The 15,977-nt window shown below is 70.3% G+C and carries 10 protein-coding genes; 3 read left to right on the top strand and 7 right to left on the bottom strand.

Annotated elements, in window-relative coordinates; translation table 11 throughout:
• The first annotated feature begins 68 nt into the window (after positions 1 to 68).
• Positions 69 to 3,098, top strand: coding sequence for an FtsX-like permease family protein (locus C7C45_RS01895; protein ID WP_110561879.1), 3,030 nt, complete (start codon positions 69 to 71; stop codon positions 3,096 to 3,098).
• Positions 3,095 to 4,021: an ABC transporter ATP-binding protein gene (locus C7C45_RS01890; protein WP_110561878.1), complete on the top strand. Its 927-nt coding sequence runs from the start codon at positions 3,095 to 3,097 to the stop codon at positions 4,019 to 4,021. The genes C7C45_RS01895 and C7C45_RS01890 overlap by 4 nt, the downstream gene beginning before the upstream one ends.
• Positions 4,022 to 4,080: 59 nt before the next feature.
• Here the strand turns inward: C7C45_RS01890 and C7C45_RS01885 are convergent, their stop codons facing one another.
• The 4 genes from C7C45_RS01885 to C7C45_RS01870 form a co-directional block, all read right to left on the bottom strand.
• Positions 4,081 to 5,394, bottom strand: a complete 1,314-nt coding sequence (locus tag C7C45_RS01885) for a hypothetical protein (RefSeq protein WP_110561877.1) — start codon at positions 5,392 to 5,394, stop codon at positions 4,081 to 4,083.
• A gap of 13 nt (positions 5,395 to 5,407) precedes the next feature.
• Positions 5,408 to 6,934, bottom strand: a complete 1,527-nt coding sequence (locus tag C7C45_RS01880; protein WP_110561876.1) for an alkaline phosphatase D family protein — start codon at positions 6,932 to 6,934, stop codon at positions 5,408 to 5,410.
• Between the two features lie 115 nt (positions 6,935 to 7,049).
• Positions 7,050 to 8,033 (bottom strand): TolB family protein, encoded by a 984-nt coding sequence (locus tag C7C45_RS01875; RefSeq protein ID WP_110561875.1) that lies wholly within the window; start codon positions 8,031 to 8,033, stop codon positions 7,050 to 7,052.
• On the bottom strand, positions 8,030 to 9,316 hold the full coding sequence (locus C7C45_RS01870) for an MFS transporter (RefSeq protein ID WP_110561874.1): 1,287 nt from the start codon (positions 9,314 to 9,316) through the stop codon (positions 8,030 to 8,032). Before C7C45_RS01870 ends, C7C45_RS01875 begins: the two co-directional genes overlap by 4 nt.
• 215 nt (positions 9,317 to 9,531) lie before the next feature.
• Between C7C45_RS01870 and C7C45_RS01865 the strand changes: the two genes are divergently transcribed.
• Positions 9,532 to 10,911 carry a CBM96 family carbohydrate-binding protein gene (locus C7C45_RS01865; protein ID WP_110561873.1) on the top strand — a complete coding sequence of 460 codons (1,380 nt, stop codon included), beginning with the start codon at positions 9,532 to 9,534 and terminating at the stop codon, positions 10,909 to 10,911.
• Positions 10,912 to 11,508: 597 nt separating this feature from the next.
• Here the strand turns inward: C7C45_RS01865 and mmsB are convergent.
• The 3 genes from mmsB to chvE all read right to left on the bottom strand — a co-directional run bounded on the left by mmsB (position 11,509) and on the right by chvE (position 15,517).
• The gene (gene mmsB / locus C7C45_RS01860) at positions 11,509 to 12,759 is read right to left on the bottom strand and encodes a multiple monosaccharide ABC transporter permease (RefSeq protein ID WP_110561872.1); all 1,251 of its coding nucleotides are present in this window, start codon (positions 12,757 to 12,759) and stop codon (positions 11,509 to 11,511) included.
• Entirely contained in the window at positions 12,756 to 14,294 is a 1,539-nt protein-coding gene (mmsA, locus tag C7C45_RS01855; protein WP_110561871.1) for a multiple monosaccharide ABC transporter ATP-binding protein, read from the bottom strand. The genes mmsB and mmsA overlap by 4 nt, the downstream gene beginning before the upstream one ends.
• An 80-nt stretch (positions 14,295 to 14,374) precedes the next feature.
• A complete protein-coding gene (chvE, locus tag C7C45_RS01850; RefSeq protein ID WP_110561870.1) occupies positions 14,375 to 15,517 on the bottom strand; it encodes a multiple monosaccharide ABC transporter substrate-binding protein in 1,143 nt (380 codons plus the stop codon).
• Between the last annotated feature and the right edge of the window lie 460 nt (positions 15,518 to 15,977).

The following is a 15,977-nucleotide window of genomic DNA, read 5'->3' as shown; positions in this document are numbered from 1 at the left end:
AACCGGCAGGTCTCGGCCCACCCGGACGGGGCGGCGGGCGGTCGGTCGGGTCGATATCCTCGGCGCCGATGCTGACCGTCATCTGGGGTGCGATCGCGGCCCGTCGGGCACAGGCGTTGGCGGTGCTCCTGCTCGCGGTGCTCGCCAGCGCCGCCGCGGCGGCCGCACCGAGCTACGTCGCCGCGGCCGGGCAGGCGCTGGCCCGGTATGAAATGTCCACTGCGGAGCCCAACGAGCTTCGCATCCGGCTCGCCGAGGGCGCCGAATATCCGGGGTTGCCCACCGACCCCACCCGCACCGTGTTCACCAGCACGGTCATGCGACTGACGCCGGCCGGCTTCGACGTCGTCCTGGGCGCTCAGAGCGGTGGCGTCGCCGCCGGTCGAGCCGGAGAGGTGACCTCCAGCCTGATCTTCCGGGCGGGGGTGTGTGAGCGGGTCGCCGTGGCTGGCGCCTGCCCCCGGTCCACCTCGAGAGACCAGCTCCCCGAGGTCATGGTCAGCACGCACACCGCAGCGCGGCTCGGTGTCGCCGTCGGCGATCGCTTCACCTTCGCCGCGGTGCCGGTGCGGGTGACCGGCATCTACCGACCGCTGGACGTGACCGATCCGTTCTGGCTCGGTGGGGAGCTCATTCGGCCGGCCACTGGGGGCACCCCGGGCACGTCGATCCCGGGCAGCGCCGAGGATGCCATCTTCATCGCCGAGGCCGCTCCCCTGCCCGATGACGATGTCATCCTGCATCGGTCGACGGCCGACCTCTACGTCACCGAGAAGCTGCTCGACACCCGGTCCATGCCGGAGCTGCGGGCCGCGGTCATGAAGCTGCAGCGGGAGGGAAACCGCGAGGGCTTCGGGGCCGGCACCACCACGACCAGCCTGTTCGATCGCATCGAGCGGCAACGCGCGCAACTGGCCGACGGCGTCACGCTGGGCGCCGGGCTGCTCGTGCTGCTCTGCTGGCTGGTGCTCTTCGTCGCGGTCGGTTCGGCGGCGGACCAGCGGCGACCGGAGCAGGGTCTGCTCCTGCTCCGTGGGGTGCAACGCCGACGACTGTGGGCGCTGGCGATCGGCGAACACGCCGTACCCGCGTTGGTCGCGATTCCCCTCGGCTGCCTCGGTGGCGTCGCCGCTGCCACACTGCTCGCCGCGCACACCCTCCCGGCCCGCGCCGACGTCACGCTGGACGCCAACGTTGTCGCCTTTGCCGCCATCGGCGCCGCCGGCGCGCTCGCCGCGGTGCTGCTGGCCCAGGCTCGGATGCTGTCCGCACCGGTCGTCGACCTGCTGCGTCGGGTGCCGGCTCGGGTTCGGGGATGGCGGGCGACAATCGGCGACGTCGTCGCGGTGTCCATCGCGGCAGCTGCCGTGGTGCAGTTGCGCTCCGGCGGGTCGCCCAGCGGGCTGGCCCTCGTGGCACCTGTCGCCGGGGCGCTCGCCGCGGCGGTGTTGCTGGCACGGGTCGCGATGCTGGCCGGCGCCGCGGTCGGTGCGGCACTGCTGGCCCGGGGCCGCACCGCCGTCGGCCTCGCCCTGGTGCAGGTGGCCCGGCAACCACGGTTCCGGCCACTGATCGCGCTGCTCACCGTCGCTGTCGCCATGCTCGCCTTCACGGCGTCGATGAACGAGCTCGCCTCGGCCGCCTACCGCGATCGGGCGGTCGTGGAGGTCGGCGCGGCGCGCGTGGTCGAGGTCGACGCGACGTCCCGTTCACACCTGTTGACGGCCGTGCGGAAGGCCGATCCCGAGGGTCGCTTCGCGATGGCCGCGGTCGTGACGAATAGGCTCCCCGACGGCGGCGCACCGGTGCTCGCCGTGGACTCCGCCCGGCTGGCGGCGGTGGCCGCGCCGCATCCGTCGTACGGAGTGTCCTTCGCGGACATCACACGTGCCATCCGCCCCGACCCGCCCGGGGAACCGGTGCTGCTACGGGGGCGACTGCTCACCGTCGTCCTGTCGACCACCAGCTTCGACACGGAGGCCCTCGGGGGGAATGTGCCGCGCCTCGCGGTGACCGTCTCCAGCGCCGACGGCACCCGGGTGGTCACCGCACGCCCGGACATCCGGCCGGGGCGCGACGAGTACGTCGTTCAGGTGCCCGAGTGCGTACCGCAGTGCCGCCTGGTCAAGATGGAAGTCGTCGCCCAGGTGAGTTGGCAGAACTTGGCTGTCCACTTCGAGGAGCTGCGCAGCGGCGATGGCTCCGCCGACACGGTGGTGCTGACCGGTACGCAGTTCGCCGATCTGAAGCGGTGGCGAGGCTCGAGGAGTGACTCGGAGTTCAGCGCCAGGGGCGGTGCGTCCCCAGCGCTGTCCCTTCAGATGATGGAGGGGGGTCCGCCGACGGCCGGCATCAGTGTTGCCGACTCACCGTTCCCGCTGCCCGTCTACCTGACCCGGTCGGTGGGGACGCCGCTCGGCGGGGCTCATCCGCACGAAGGCGTCGACGGGTCACCGACAAAGGCCCGGGTTGAGGGCGTGGCCGACGCTCTGCCGCACCTCGGTGGCGCCGGCCTGATCGTCGACCTGGAATACGCTGATCGGATCGCGGTGTCCGGCCAGAGCGGCACCAAGGAGGTGTGGCTGGCCGCGACCGCGCCCGCCGACGTCCTCGACCGGCTTCGCGCCCAGGGTCTGGCGATCCTCGGTGAGCGGACGATCACCGGAGTCCGCCAGGACTTCGATCGACAGGCGCCAGCGTTGGCGCTGCGCTTCAACCTGTTCGCCGCGCTGGCCGGGGTACTGATCGGGGCGGCCGGCCTCATCGCGATGGCGGCGGCCGAGCAGCGTACCCGGGTGACCATGTTGGTGGCGCTGCGTCGGCAGGGGTTGCCACCACGCGCCGTCCGCGGCGGCTACGGGTTACCGGTCGCGGTCGCCGCCGTGTCGGGCGGTCTCGTCACCCTGGTGATCTGGCTGCTCACCCGAAGCGGGCAACGGCTGTTCAGTGACGGCCGCTCCCCGGTCCCGATACCCGAATGGCCGGACATCGACCGTCTGTTGGTGTTCGCGGTGCCCACCGTCGCGCTGTTCGCCCTCACCGCGGTCGTGCTCGGTCGGGTCATCGCCGCCTCGGTACGCCGTCGGAGCGGTCGATGACCGTCGAGCCGCCGGAACGGCCGACGACCGCCGAGCCGCCGGCCGGGGGTGTGGCGGTCACCTGCCACCGGCTCATCCACATCTACCCCACCGGCACCGGCGACGTCGTCGCGCTCTCCGGCGTGGACCTGCACATCTCGCCGGGCGAGATGCTAGCGCTGGTGGGGCCGTCCGGCTCGGGAAAGTCCACCCTGGTGGCGATCCTCGGCGGGCTCCTGCAACCGTCCGCCGGCCGCGTGCACGTGGGCGACCACGAGCTGTCCCGGCTCTCGTCCAAGGGCCTGGCGGCCCTGCGCGGGGCCACCGTCGGCACGGTGCTCCAGGGCGCCGAACGCAACCTGCTGCCGTACGTGTCGCTGTCGCGCAACGTCTGGTTGGCACAGCGACCCGCGGCACGCATCGCCGGGCGTCGGCTCGACCCACCGGAGGCGATCCTGGAACTCGTCGGCCTCGGCGGTCACGGCGCTCGGCGGGTGGGCGACCTGACTCCGGGGCAGCGTCAGCGGGCTGCTCTGGCACAGGGGCTCGCCGCCGGGCCCGGGCTGCTCCTGGTCGACGAGCCGACCAGCCAGCTCGACGCGTCCGGTCGCGACGAGGTGCTCGCGGCGATGGCCACCGTCAACGCCCAGCGGGGCACCACCGTGGTCGTGGTGACCCACGACGGTGAGGTCGGTGCCCGGCTGGGTCGCGCCGTCACCATCCGGGACGGCCGGGTCGGGGCCGAGGGGCGCGACGGCCGGGACTTCGCCGTGGTGGCCGGCGACGGCACGATCCAGTTGCCACCCGAGACGTTCGCGGCCTTCCCGGCCGGCACGTTGTTCGAGGTCGACCACGCCGACCAGGCGGTCACCCTGCGCGCCGTGGCGAGCCCGTCGTCGTCCGGGGACGAAGCGGCGTCGGGGGAGATCCGCCGCACCGGCTGAACGACCGGGTCCCGGGCCACGTCCCCTACGCGGAACGCGGCCCGGAAGACCCGATCCGCTCAGCCTGCCGCCGTGCTGCTCCGCGCCTTGAGCCGGCGCAGTTCGTCGGCCGACATCAGCCAGGTCGAGTTCGTCGCTCCCAACCCCAGGAGCACCTGGTCGAAGGCGTTTCCGTCGTTGTCGTCGGTGTAGCACAGGCTCACCTCTCCCCAGGGAGAAGTCGCGACGGCCAGATGTTCCTGACGACCCGTCGTGGTCTGGCTCAGCGCCTGGGCCGCCAGCCGGCCGGTCGGCGTGCCGTCCGGGTTGAGGCCACGCGCCCAGACGTCCGGGTTGGTGCCCGACACCGTCCAGCCCACCACGATGTTGTCCTGGTCGTCGATGCCGACGCCGGGGGCGACGGCTCCGGTCCCGGTGGAGACCTGGACCTCGTCGTGTCGGGCGGTGCCGGTGGAGGTGAACGATCGCGCCCAGACACCCCGGGTGCCGGTGTGGTCGGATTCCCACCCGACGGTGAAGTCCCCGGCGAAGTTCGTCGCCACCGAGGCCCGCTGCTGCTGCCCGCCGCTCTGCGCGTTGGCCGTCCGCCGGGACAGCACCACCGCGCCGTTGGACCGGGCCAGCCGGGTCAACCCGATGTTGTACGAGCCATTCGCGTCGGCGTCCTCGTCCCAGACCACCAGCGCCTCGCCGGCGGCGGACACCGCCACGTCGGGGCGGTGGTGCGTCCCCGTCGTCTGCGAGGCCGTCACCTCGTACGCCTTCGTGGTGGCGGCAGTGAAGCCGGCGGCCTTGACGGTGGCGGGTGCGGTCCCCTGCACGTCCTCCCAGACGACGCTGAAGCCAACCGCGCCGGTGGTCGGGGCGCCGTCCGGGTCGAGGGCCACCTTCGGCCAGATCTGCTGCCCGGCGTCGCTGGCGTTGGCCTGCCCCGAGCCGAGCACCGTGCCGCTCGGCGAGACCACCCGGTACTGGATGTTGTAGACGCCGTTGCCGTCGCCGTCGGCGGCCCAGACCACCACGGCGTTGCCCCGGTCGTCGAGCCCCACATCGGGGCTGATGTGTCGCCAGGCGGCCCCGCTGGTGCCTCCGCCGGAGAGCTTGAGCTCGTACGCGGGCGTACCGTCGCGGAACAGCCGCAGGTAGATCTCGCTGTGGGTGTCGTTCTCGGGGGCGGTGCTGTCCCGGTCGTCCTCCCACACCACCGCGACCTGACCGTTGCGGTTCATGGCGATGGAGGGCAGATCCTGGTCACCGGTGGCAACGCTGTTCGCGGTGGTCCAGGTGATCGCCTCGGCGGTGACGGCGATCGGGGCCGGTACGACGTTCGGCACCAGAAGGGACGCGGCGAGCAGTGACGTGAATGCGGTCATGGTGGTTCTCCTTCTACCCGGCCTGCAGGCCGGGCTGGCCGTCGAGGATGACGAACGAGCGCACCGTGGACGCCGCGGCCCCGTGCTCGGTCACCGTGTTCACCGCGCGGAAGTCCGCGCGGACCTGGCTGCGGCTGATCGTGGTACGGACGTAGCCGCGCCGGTCCGAGTAGAACTTCAGGTGCGGGTTGGCCGCCGCGTTCGGGATGGTGGTGCTGCCGCTGCCGTTACCGGTCGAGCTGATCGAGGTGCAGACCAGTTCGGTGCCGATGGTGGCCGACGACGGGTTGGCGTAGTCGGCCTTGAGGTCGTTGGCCCAGGACCTGTGCACGTCGCCGGTGAGCACCAGGGGGTTGCGTACCCCGCGCTGCTGCCAGCCGGTCTGGATCCGGCTGCGGGAGGCCCGGTAGCCGTCCCAGGCGTCCATGCTCGCCGCCCCGCTCGCGTCGAGCTGTTGGGCGAAGAAGACCTGCTGGCCGAGGATGTCCCAGGTGCCGTAGCGCTGGGCCAGTCCGTCGAGCAGCCACGCCTCCTGGGTTGCGCCGGTCAGGGACCGGGAGGCCAGGTCCGCGTCCGCGCAGACCTTCCAGCCGTCACCGCAGGCCTGGTCGTCGCGGAACTGTCGGGTGTCGAGCATGTGGAAGGTCGCGAGTTGTCCCCACCGGACGCGGCGGTACAGCGGGATGCTGTTGCCGCTCGGCGCGGAGGCCGGCCGCAGTGGCATGTTCTCGTAGTAGGCCCGGTACGCGGCGGTCCGCCGGGCGGTCCACTGCGCGGCGGTCAGCGTCGGGCTGCTGTCGTTGCGGACCATGTTGGCGTAGTTGTTCTCCACCTCGTGGTCGTCCGGCACCACCAGCCAGGGTGCCGCGGCGTGCGCCGCCTGCAGGTCCGGGTCGGATTTGTAGAGCGCGTACCGGCGGCGGTAGTCGGCCAGGGACACGATTTCGGCGCCCACGTGCTGCCGCACCACGGAGCTGCCGACGCCACCTTCGTAGATGTAGTCCCCGAGGTGCAGGATCAGCCCGGGGTTCTCCTCGGCCATCCGCCGGTAGGCGGTGTAGTACCCGGCCTCGTAGTGGGCGCAGGAGGCGAAGGCCATCACCAGGTCGCGGCCGAAGGTTCCAGGCGCCGGCGCGGTCCGCGTCCGACCGACCGGGGAGATCTGACCCTGAGCCCGGAAGCGGTAGTAGTAGTCGGAGTCGGCGGCGAGCCCACCGGCGATCGCGTGCACCGAGTGCGCGTCCGCGTAGCGGGCGACCACCGAGCCCGAGGCGACCAGCGAGGTGAACCGGTCGGTGGTGGACACCTGCCACTCCACTGTCACGTCGGCGTTGGCCATGCCGCCCTGGCCGTCGGCGTTGAGCGGCGACGGTGCGAGTCGGGTCCACAGGACGACGCTGTCGGGGGCCGGATCGCCGGAGGCGACGCCGAGTTTGAAGGGGTACGGCACCGCTGCGCGGGCACTCTGGCGAGGTGTGACCGCGACACCGGCGGCCACGAGTCCACTGAGGACGAAGATGCGACGGCTGAGCCTTGTCATGGTCAACAGCCTTGAGAACGTCGATGAACGGCGATGGGTTCGGCGCGTAATCCCACGTGACGGAAGGCTGTCCGCACCAAGGCGGTCAGGTGTCCTGGCCGCCCCGCGACCGCCGTCAGCCGAGCGGTGCCGGGGACTCCGCGCCGGGGATGGTCAGCTTCGGCGTACCGGAGCCGTCGGCCGGGACGCTCCAGACGTCGGGTTGGCCGTCGTCCTGGCGTCTCGTGTAGGCGAGTGTCCCACCGTCCAGCCAGGCGGCCTGGTCGTCCACGCTGTTGGTCTCGGCCGTCGCGGTGACCCGCATGGTCGCCAGGTCGAGGACCGACAGTCGCCAGCCCTTCGCCGGGTCGGCGTCGATCGCCTCCTTGAAGGCGACCCGGGTGCCGTCCGGTGACAGCGACGGGCACTCGACGTTCTCCTTCAGCGTCTCGACCGTACGGGCGGCGACGTCGCCCCGGACGAGGTACCTCGTGGCCCCGGTCGACATGGTTGCGTAGAAGTGGTTGTCGTCGGCGGTGAAGGTGACGCCCCAGAAGTTGACGTCGGGGCTGCGGTAGCTCCGGCCGTCCCGGGTGATCGCGAACTCTTCGAGCGAACTCACCGTGGCGCCGGTGGTGGTGTCGAGGATCCCGGTGCGGGTGGAGAAGCCGCTGGAGGTGTAGGAGTCGCCACCGACGAACGTGGTCCAGGAGACCATCCGGCCGGAGGCCGAGACCCGGGCCCGGTTCGGCAGGCCCGGCACGCTGACCGCCCGCGTCTGGCGCAGCGCCGCGTCGAGCACGACGACCTGGTACGACCAGGCGGTCTCCGGTTTGAGGCAGACACCGATGCCGGCCGCGGCGTACACCCGCAGGCATTCCAGGCCGGAGACGGTGCGGGGCCCGGCGGGGTCGGCCGCGGCGACCGTGGAGACGTGCCGGTCCGTGATCGCCAGCAGGCGGGCGCCGGGTTCCAGGGTGACCGCCTGGTCGCCGGTGGCGGATGGCGGCGTTCGGGCCGGTTCCGCGGCCGTGGCGGCGTAGCCGGCCGCCACGCTGCCCAGCAGGACCGCCGAGGCGGCAACCACGCCGAGCTTCGCTCGGGTCGACAACGCGGTCATCGGGGTACCTTCCGGGTGACGAGACGGGATGGGGAGGCCAGCAGGAGCAGGGTGACGACGAGGACGCCGGCGACGGCGACGGCCGCCGCCCGGATCGCGTTCCCCGGCCCCCACGCCTGCCAGGCAAGACCGAACAGGACCGAGGAGACGAGGTACGCCAGGGCCTGCCCGGTCTGCACCAGCGCGATTCCGGTGGTCCGCAGCCGAGTGGGCAGCACCGGGCCGGCGAGCGCGATGAGTACGCCGTCGGTGGCCGCGTAGAACGCGCCGTACAGCGCCAGGGTCAGCGCGATCAGCGGCCAACCGTCGACCGGGCCGGCCAGCAGCAGGTACGCCGCACCGAGGGCCGAGTAACCGCCGATCACCACCGGCAGCCGGCCGATCCGGTCGGCGAGCACGCCGAACGGGGCGGCGAGCAGCAGGTAGGCCAGGCTGGTCCCCACCGCGAGCAGCGGAAACCAGTGCAGGTCGAGGTCCGCACGGCGCTGCAGCAGCAGGTAGACGAAGCCGTCGCCGATGGTGGCCAGCCCGAGCAGGGCCGCGGCCAGCACGATCCGGCGGGTCGGCCGGCTGCGCAGCAGGCCAAACGCCTCGCGCACGGAGACCTTCGGGTCGTCCGGGCCGTCCGTCGGCTCACCGGGCGGGCGCTCACGGACGAAGAGCACGAGTACGACGACGGCCAGGGCGGCGACGCAGAAGCTGGTGACGAAGACCGCGTCGTACGACTCTCCGACGACCAGCAGGACCGCGAACGCGGCGAGCGGCCCGAGGAACGCGCCGACGCTGTCCATCGCCCGGTGTACGCCGAACGCCCGACCCAGGGCCTCCGGTGGCGTGGAGAGCGTGATCAGCGCATCCCGTGGCGCACTGCGTACGCCCTTGCCGAGCCGGTCGACGGCGATGACGGCGCCGATCGCCGGCACCGACCGACCGGCGAGCAGCAGGCCGAGTTTCGCGACCGCCGAGAGCGTGTAACCGATGCCGGCGATCAGCTTGCGCCGCCGGAACCGGTCTGCGGCGTAACCGCCGACGACCCGCAGTAGCGCTGTCGCCCCAGTGTGGACTCCGTCGAGCACACCGAAGGCCACCGGGCTGAGCTGTAGGCCCAACACCAGATAGAGCGGCAGGACGGCGGCCACCATCTCGGCGGAGATGTCGGTGATCAAACTGACCGCGCCGAGCGCCACGACGTTGCCACTGACCATCGCGAGCCGTCGACGGTGTGGTCCGGTTTCGGGCGGGTCGGTGACCGGTCGGGAGACGGTCGACAGGTACACGCGCATCTCCTCGGATCGACGGCTGCCGGTCAGCCATCGTCCGTACTTATCGGAGAGCACACAACGGACCGCACGTGGCAGCCAGGCGTGGCACGGGTGAACTCGCCTCGAACATCGAGATATTCGCCTGCCCGGACGCACTGTTCATCCGTCCGTCGTCCGCCATCCCATCGACCTTCCTACATTCCTTTCGCTCTACACCCGCAGAAGAGGAGTCCTGGATGCACATTCGATTTCCGCGTCCGTCGGTGACGATGGGGTCGGTCGTGGTGCTCGTCGCCGCCACCGCCGCCGTCGTCGTGAGCGGCGGTGGCGCGGCGTCGGCGGCGAGCGTGACGTTCACGCCGGTCGCCGACACCTACGTCCAGAGCGACACGGCGTCCACCAACTACGGCACGTCCACCCAGGTCGTGGTCGACAACTCGCCCGTGCGGCGTTCGTTCCTGCGCTTCACGGTGAGCGGTGTCAGCGGCACGGTGACCAGTGCCAAGCTGCGACTGCGCACGATCAGCGGCAACAGCGGCAGCGACGCCGGTGGCACGTTCCGGCGGATGTCCAACACGACCTGGTCGGAGACCGGCACCACCTGGAACAACCAGCCGGCGATCGACGGGGCCACCCTCGGCACGATCGGCGCGGTCAGCGGCAACAGCTGGTACGAGGTCGACGTCACGGCGGCCGTCACCGGCAACGGCACGTACAGCTTCGGAGCGAGCTCCGCCAGCGGCGACGGCGCCTACTACGACACGCGCGAGAGCGGTGCCGACGCCCCGCAGTTGGTGGTCGCGACGGGGACGACGACACCTCCAGAGTCCGGGGACCCGGTCTTCGTCGGCGCCGGTGACATCGCCGACTCGGGCTCCGGCGACAGCGCCACGGCGACGCTGCTCGACAGCATCCCGGGGACGGTCTTCACCACCGGCGACAACGTCTACGACAGCGGCACCGCGTCGCAGTTCAACAGCTACTACGAGCCCACCTGGGGTCGGCACAAGTCGCGTACCCGCCCGTCGCCGGGCAACCACGACTACAACACGTCGGGGGCGACCGGCTACTACAACTACTTCGGTACGTCCGCCGGCCCGAGCGGCCGCGGCTACTACTCGTTCGACCTCGGCAACTGGCACATCGTGTCGTTGAACTCGAACATCAGCATGTCGGCCGGCTCGACGCAGGAACAGTGGCTGCGTGCGGACCTGGCCGCCAGCAGCAAGCCGTGCACGCTGGCGTACTGGCACCACCCGCTGTTCACGTCCAGCTCCAACCACGCGCCGTCGACGTCGACGCGTCCGCTGTACCAGGCGCTCTACGACTACAACGCCGACGTCGTGGTGTGGGGGCACAACCACGTGTACGAGCGGTTCGCTCCGATGAACCCGGCCGGCGGCGCTGACGCCAGCCGGGGCCTGCGCAGCTTCGTCGCCGGGATGGGCGGTGCGGGTCACTACGGCTTCGGCACCATCCAGCCCAACAGCGAGGCGCGCAACAGCTCCGCGTGGGGGGTACTGAAGTTCACCCTGCACTCCGGCAGCTACGACTGGCGGTTCGTGCCGGTGGCCGGGCAGACCTACAACGACAGCGGTACCGGCAACTGCCACTGACCGCGTGATCCCGCTGCGCCGTGCACGGCGCAGCGGGATCGTCCGCGTCGCTCCCTGACGGGGCCAGGGTGTGTCCGGCTCCCTGTAGAGCTGCCCCAGATATGGGGCGGCACCGACCGGACCACCGCAGGCAACACGAACCGCAGCGCAGGCAACACGAGCCGCGCGGCGCAGACAACACGAGCCGCGGCGCAGACAACACGAGCCGCGGCGCAGACAACACGAGCCGCGGCGCAGACAGGGCTACCAGACCCACCGCAGGCACCCCCGCAGGTCGCCGTCCCATATCTGGGGCAGCTCTACAGGGGCGCCGACCAACACCAGCCGCGGCGCAGGCGACACCAGCAGCGGCGCAGACAGGGCTACCAGACCCACCGCAGGCACCCCCGCAGGTCGCCGTCCCATATCTGGGGCAGCTCTACAGGGGCGCCGAGAGGTGCGCCGACCCCACGGGGTGGCTCAGGCATCGGCGCAGAGACCCTCGGTCGGTGCAGTCCCGAACGCCGACGCAGGGGCGGAGGTGGCGCATTGCGGCCCAACGACACGTGGCCCCCGCCCGCAGTAGCGGGCAGGGGCCACGGTCGTGCCGTTACGACGTCAGCGGGCCGTGCCGGCGCGGCGCTTGTTGTAGACGTCGAAGGCGACCGCGACGAGCAGGACGAGGCCCTTGACCACCGACTGGGTCGACTGGTCGACGCCCATCAGCTGCATGCCGTTGCTCATCACCGCCATGATCAGACCACCGACCATCGCGCCCACCACGGTGCCCACGCCACCGGTGACCGCCGCGCCGCCGATGAAGGCCGCGGCGATCGCGTCCAGCTCGAACATGTTGCCGGCGGCCGGCTGGGCGCCGTTCGACCGCGAGGAGTAGATGACACCCGCCACCGCCGCCAGGAAGCCCATGTTGACGAACATCCAGAAGTTGACGGTGCGGACCTTCACCCCGGACAGCGCCGCCGCCGACAGGTTGCCGCCGATCGCGTAGACCTGCCGACCGAACACCGTACGGCGGGTGAGCAGGCCGTAGACCAGCACGAGGACCGCCAGGATGATCAGCACGATCGGCAGACCACGGGCGTGCGCCAGCTGCCATGCGAAGTACATGAGGACCGCGCCGACCAGCACGACCCGGGCGACGAACAGCGGGAACGACTCGACGGGCTGCTGGTAGCGGATGCGCGCCACGCGGGTGCGGAAGCCACTCACCGCGTACCCGGCCACGGCGATGGCACCGATCAGCAACGTGAAGGCGTCATAGCCCTGCCCGCCGAGCAGCCCGTTGAGGAAGCCCGCCGCGACCTGCTGGTACTCCGACGGGAAGGGCGACAGCGAGATGTTGTCGAGCACCCGCAGGGTGAGGCCCCGGAACAGCAGCATTCCGGCCAGGGTCACGATGAACGCCGGGATGCCGGCGTACGCCACCCAGAACCCGTGCCATGCGCCGACCACGATGCCGACGGCCAGTGCGGCCAGAACGCCCACCCACCAGGGATGGTCCTGCTGGATCACCAGGACTGCGGACACCGCTCCGGTCAGCGCGACGACCGATCCGACCGACAGGTCGATGTGGCCACCGATGATCAGGATGACCATGCCGATCGCGAGCACCAGGATGTACGAGTACTGAAGGACGATGTTGGTGATGTTGCCAGGGCTCAACAACACCCCGTCGGTCATGATCGCGAAGAGCGCGACGATGACGACCAGGGCGACGTAGATTCCGCTCTGCCGCAGGTTGTTCAACACCAGCGCCCGCAGGTCGCTCGTCCCGCTGTGCAGGGCGGCGGCGGGTGTGCTGTCGGCGGGCGTCGGGCGCTCCGTCGGGGGGGTCTTGATGCTGGTCACGCGACGAGCTCCTTGTCCTTGGTCATCAGCTCCATGAGGCTCTCCTGAGTCGCCTCAGCCACCGGCATCTCACCGGTGATCCGGCCGGCGGAGAGGGTGTAGATGCGGTCGCACATCCCGAGCAGCTCCGGCAACTCGGAGGAGATGACAATTACCGCCTTGCCGGCGGCCACCAGCCGGTTGATGATCGTGTAAATCTCGTACTTGGCGCCGACGTCGATACCCCGGGTGGGTTCGTCCAGGATCAGCACATCCGGGTCGGTGAACAGCCACTTCGACAGCACGACCTTCTGCTGGTTACCGCCGGAGAGCTTGCCGACCACCGCCATGACGCTGGGCGTCCTGATGTTCATCTCCCGCCGGCTCGTCTCGGCGACCTTGATCTCCTCGTTGCCGTTCACCCAGCCCAGCCGGGCCAGTCGGTCCAACGCGGCGGCGGAGACGTTGCGGCGGACGTCGTCGATGAGGTTGAGGCCGTAGCGCTTGCGGTCCTCGGTGACGTAGGCGATGCCGTTGTCGATCGCCTCCGCGACGGTGCGCGCCTGCACCTCCCGCCCGCGAACGAAGAGCCGGCCCCGGATGTCGCGCCCGTAGGACCGACCGAACACGCTCATCGCCAGTTCGGTGCGACCCGCACCCATCAGACCCGCGATGCCGACGACCTCGCCAGCGCGGACGGACACGGAGACGTCCTCGACGACCATCCGGTCCTGGACCGGGTGCCGCACCGTCCAGTCCTCGATCCGGAGGACCTCCTCGCCGGGCGACGACTCACGGTCGGGGTAGAAGCTGTCCAGGTCACGCCCGACCATGCCGCGAATGATCCGTTGCTGAGACACCTCGTCGGATTTCATGTCGAGGGTCTCCACCGTGCGCCCGTCGCGAATGACGGTCGTCGAGTCGGCGATGGCGGTGATCTCGTTGAGCTTGTGCGAGATCATGATGCAGGTGATGCCCTGGTCCCGGAGTGCCCGCAGCAGATCGAGCAGGTGCGCCGAGTCGATGTCGTTGAGGGCGGCGGTCGGCTCGTCCAGGATGAGCAGACGCACCTTCTTCGACAGCGCCTTGGCGATCTCCACCAGCTGCTGCTTGCCGACGCCGAGCTGGATGACCGGGGTGACAGGGTTTTCGTGCAGCCCGACGGACGCCAGCAGCTTTGCCGCTTCGGCGTTGGCCAGGTTCCAGTCGATGAGCCCGAGACGGTTACGCCGCTCGGTTCCGAGGAAGATGTTCTCCGCGATCGACAGGTACGGCACCAGGGCGAGCTCCTGGTGGATGATGACGATGCCGTTCGCTTCGCTGTCCCGGATGCCGCGGAACTGCATCGGCTTGCCGTCGAAGAGGATCTCGCCATCGTACGAGCCGGACGGGTGGACGCCGGACAGCACCTTCATCAGGGTGGACTTGCCGGCGCCGTTCTCTCCGCAGATGGCGTGGATCTCGCCTCGGCGAACCGCGAGGGTGACGTCCTCCAGCGCGGTCACGCCGGGGAACGTCTTGGTGATGCGACGCATCTCGAGGATGGTGTCGTCCATGGTCACTGTCCTCCGTCAGGTCTGGACGCGGTACGCCAACGCGTCGGGCCCGGCGGTGACCGCCGGACCCGACGAATGACTTACTTCTTGGCCTGGCCGGCGGCGACCTCTTCGGCCGTCCAGTAGCCGGAGTCGATCAGCGTCGCCTTGATGTCGTCCTTGTAGACGGTCGCGAACGGCAGCAGGTACGCCGGGACGACCTTGACACCGTTGTTGTACGTCTTGGTGTCGTTGGCCTGCGGCTCCTTCTTCTGCAGGAACGCCTCGGCGGCGTTCACGGCCTGATCGGCCAGCAGTCGGGTGTCCTTGAAGACCGTGGAGCCCTGCACGCCGTCGTTGATCAGCTTGATCGAGGCGATCTCCGCGTCCTGGCCGGTCACGACCGGGAGCTTCTTCGCGCCGCTGCCGTAGCCGGCGTTCTGCAGGGCGGTGATGATGCCGCGGGAGATGCCGTCGTACGGCGACAGCACCCCGTCGACCTTCGAGCCGTCGTTGTAGCTGGAGGTGAGCAGGTTCTCCATGCGCTTCTGCGCGGTCTCCTGCTGCCACCGCAGGATCGCCGCCTGCTCGGGGGTGGTCTGCTTGGACTTGACGATCAGCGTGCCGTCGTCGATGAACGGCTTCAGCGTGTCCATCGCGCCGCCGTAGAAGTACTGGGTGTTGTTGTCGTCGAGCGACCCAGCGAAGATCTCGATGTTCAGCGGCCCCTTGGCCGTGCCCTTCGAGCCGTCCTTGTTCAGCAGGCCGAGACCGACGAGCAGCGCGGTGCCCTGGGCGACGCCGACCTTGTAGTTGTCGAAGCTGACGTAGAAGTCGACGTCCTTGCTGCCGCGGATCAGTCGGTCGTAGGAGATGACCGGGATCTTCGCGGCCGCGGCGGCCTGCAGCTGGCTGTTGAGCGCCGTGCCGTCGATCGCGGCGATGATCAGGACGTCAGCGCCCTGCGTGATCATCTGGTCGACCTGCTGCGACTGAGTGGGAATGTCGTCGCCGGCGTACTGGAGGTCGACCTTGTAGCCCTTCGCCTCGAGCTTCGACTTCACCGCGTTGCCGTCGGCGATCCACCGCTCCGAGACCTGGGTCGGCATCGAGACGCCGATGGTCAGGTCAGAAGGCTTTTCGCCACTCTTGTCGCCACTGCCACCAGCACCCCCGCCACTGCACGCCGCCATACTCAGCGTCAGCATCGCGCCGCCGAGAGCAATCAGGAATTTCCTGCCCACGGGCTTCTCCTCTCCGGACTCCCCCGCCGACTGCCGGGGCCAACTGTCATCTTTCGGGTAGTGTTAGCGCTCACATAGGGGACGTCAACACTTGATCCGAAATACCGGTGTCACGGTCTCGTAACGGAGGCGTCCCGAGTAGTTACACCGGCGGCCAGACCGGACCATACCTGGGTTCGCGGCGGCCGTCACCGACGGTGCGGCGGTCGGTGGCCAGGCGGCCGACCAGCAGGCAATTGACGGCCAACCGGCGACCGGGAGTGCGACCGGTGAACAGGCAGCCGACCGGTAAAGCAACCGGCGGACACCGCCGAGCGACGGGCACCGCCGACCGACGGGCACAGCCGACCGGCGAGCACCGCCGAGCGACGGGCACAGCCGAGCGACGGGCACAGCCGACCGGCGAGCACCGCCGAGCGACGGGCACAGCCGAGCGACGGGCACAGCCGACCGGCGAGCA

This window comes from Micromonospora arborensis (assembly GCF_003205615.1).
Classification (GTDB): domain Bacteria; phylum Actinomycetota; class Actinomycetes; order Mycobacteriales; family Micromonosporaceae; genus Micromonospora; species Micromonospora arborensis.
Note: the sequence above shows the minus strand (reverse complement) of the source record. Positions and strands in the feature narration are given on the sequence as shown.